At 59.9% G+C, this 1065-nt stretch carries 1 pseudogene; it reads right to left on the bottom strand.

The window, feature by feature from the left end:
• Positions 1 to 30: 30 nt before the first annotated feature.
• Positions 31 to 995: pseudogene (locus tag KYG_RS23610) on the bottom strand (IS30 family transposase).
• Between the last annotated feature and the right edge of the window lie 70 nt (positions 996 to 1065).

Below are 1065 nucleotides of genomic sequence, written 5' to 3'. Positions count from 1 at the left end.
CGCAGATTCAACTACAAAGTGCACCGAATTTCAGTGTAACGGACGAATCTCCAAGCCCATGAACACCTCGTGGGGAGTGCGGTAGTTGAGGCACTTGCGGGGTCGGTGGTTGAGCCGGTAGAGCGCATCGTCAACTTCGTGCTGCGAGACCCGGCGCAGGTTGGTGCACTTGGGGAAGTACTGGCGCAACAGGCCATTGGTGTTCTCGTTGAGCCCACGCTCCCATGAGTGGTAGGGATGCGCGAAGTACACATCGCCCCCAGACTGGCGGCGATGAATGCATGCTCAGCAAACTCCTTGCCATTGTCGAACGTGATCGTTTCGCACAAGTGTTTGTGAGGTCGCAGCAGTGCGATCACAGCCTCGGTCACCCCTGCGCTGTGGCGCGAGTCCAGTTGCTGCGCCAGTGTGTAGCGGGACTTGCGCTCCACTAAGGTCACCAGTACCCCTTGGTGGCCCTTGCCGACCACGGTGTCACCCTCCCAGTCACCCATGCGGCTGCGTGCGTCAACGATGGCGGGGCGCTGCTCTATGCAGAGCCGATCTTTGAGTGTGCCGCGCCGCTCTTGTCCGCTGCCGTAGCGCTTGCGTCGCACCTTCTGGCAGCGCAGGTGTTTGATCAGCTCACCGCCTTTGCGTTTGTCGTCATAGATGTGCTGGTAGATGCATTCGTGGCTGATGGTCAGCACGCCCTCCAGCCGCAGCCGTCCGCTGACCTGCTCGGGAGAAAGCTCCAGGCGCAGATAGCGGTGCACCTGGCTCCACTGCTGCGCATTGAACTGGCGTGCATTGCGCCGTGCCCCTTGGCGGGCACGGGCTCGCTCATGAGCGCGGGCGGGTTTGTAGCCTTGGGCTCCAGCGTTGCGATTGAGCTCGCGGGTGATGGTCGATCGGCTTCGATTGAGCTGTGCGGCTATCACTGCCGGGCTTATGTTTTGACGACGCAGTGCGTGGATTTGGTATCGTTCTTCTCGGGTCAAGTGGGTATAGGTCATGGTGCAACGTTTGGGACTGGCTGGTCACAAAAATGCATCCTATGCACTCTTGGCCCAACTCGGTTTACTT

It is taken from the genome of Acidovorax sp. NO-1 (genome assembly GCF_000238595.1).
In the GTDB taxonomy this organism is placed as follows: domain Bacteria; phylum Pseudomonadota; class Gammaproteobacteria; order Burkholderiales; family Burkholderiaceae_C; genus Acidovorax.
This window is presented reverse-complemented; position numbering and strand designations above follow the sequence as displayed.